Consider the following 257-nt stretch of genomic DNA (forward strand, 5'->3'; position numbering starts at 1 on the left):
GGTTTGAACGGCAGCGCCACCTTTGCTTTATGGGGAAACATCCCTTCGTCATCGGCGAAAATCAACCGATGGCCGTCGGCCGAATGCTCGAAACGATAAAACCAGCCGTCTTCTTCGCACAGTCGATTCACGAAGTGCAGGTCGCTTTCGTCGTACTGAACGCAGTATTCACGTGGCGTGGCGCGGCTCACGTCACCGTGGAACTGCACATCCAGGCCGCTAAACAGGCCGTGTTCCTTGAGCACTTCAAGGATGAT

1 protein-coding gene is annotated in these 257 nt (G+C 55.3%); it reads right to left on the bottom strand.

Features of this window, described 5'->3' with window-relative positions:
- A partial coding sequence (locus QN378_RS23385; RefSeq protein ID WP_323551222.1) for a contractile injection system protein, VgrG/Pvc8 family occupies window positions 1-257 on the bottom strand: 257 nt, incomplete at both ends.

Origin of the sequence: Pseudomonas sp. 10S5, from assembly GCF_035019745.1 — a bacterium.
Taxonomy (GTDB): domain Bacteria; phylum Pseudomonadota; class Gammaproteobacteria; order Pseudomonadales; family Pseudomonadaceae; genus Aquipseudomonas.